Source organism: Corynebacterium sp. HMSC078H07 (assembly GCF_001812805.1).
GTDB lineage: Bacteria > Actinomycetota > Actinomycetes > Mycobacteriales > Mycobacteriaceae > Corynebacterium.
Map to the genome: position 1 here is coordinate 1 of NZ_KV810474.1, position 560 is coordinate 560.

Annotated in this window: 1 protein-coding gene and 1 pseudogene; both read left to right on the plus strand. The window is 52.3% G+C overall.

Going from position 1 to position 560, the window contains the following annotated elements; genetic code table 11:
- Window positions 1-73: 73 nt before the first annotated feature.
- Window positions 74-373, plus strand: a complete 300-nt coding sequence (locus HMPREF2875_RS06470; protein WP_023028776.1) for an IS3 family transposase — start codon at window positions 74-76, stop codon at window positions 371-373.
- Window positions 370-560, plus strand: a pseudogene (locus HMPREF2875_RS13815) (IS3 family transposase); the annotation flags it as partial. The gene HMPREF2875_RS06470 and the pseudogene HMPREF2875_RS13815, both read left to right, overlap by 4 nt.

Here is a 560-nt window from a genome sequence, read left to right on the forward strand (position 1 = left end):
GGGACCTGACCCCCATGTGGTGGACACCTGATATCCAGCCCAGTCGAGCTGGGAAGAAAGGTAATCTACCACCATGTCCAGGTACTCCGAACAGTTCAAACGCGATGCCGTAGCCCTCTATGAGAACAACGAGGATCTCTCGCTGAACTCAGCATCAGCTGAGCTCGGTATCAACCGTGCCTCGCTACATTCTTGGGTCAAAAAGTACGGCACTGGCAAACGTGCCCGCACGAAGGCCGTGCACGATCAAGCCCAAGCGGCGAATGATTCTGCGCGAATCCGTCAGCTGGAAAAAGAAGTCTCTAAGCTGCGCGAAGAACGCGACATCCTGCGTAAGGCCGCGAAATATTTTGCCGAAGAGACTCACTGGTGATCCGCTTCCAGTTTGTCGATGACCACCGAACCGAGTACTCGGTTAAGCGGATGTGCGATGTGTTAAAGCTGAATCGTTCCTCGTTTTACAAGTGGGTGAGCACCCGTAAAAAACGCAGGTTAAAGATGTATTCTGATGCCGTTATTGGTGCAAGAATCAAGACCATCTTCGATGATGAGCACGGGCT

Coding starts and splice junctions, on each gene's coding strand:
- HMPREF2875_RS06470 (WP_023028776.1), top strand. CDS start 74: ATGTCCAGGTACTCCGAACAGTTCAAACGCGATGCCGTAGCCCTCTAT.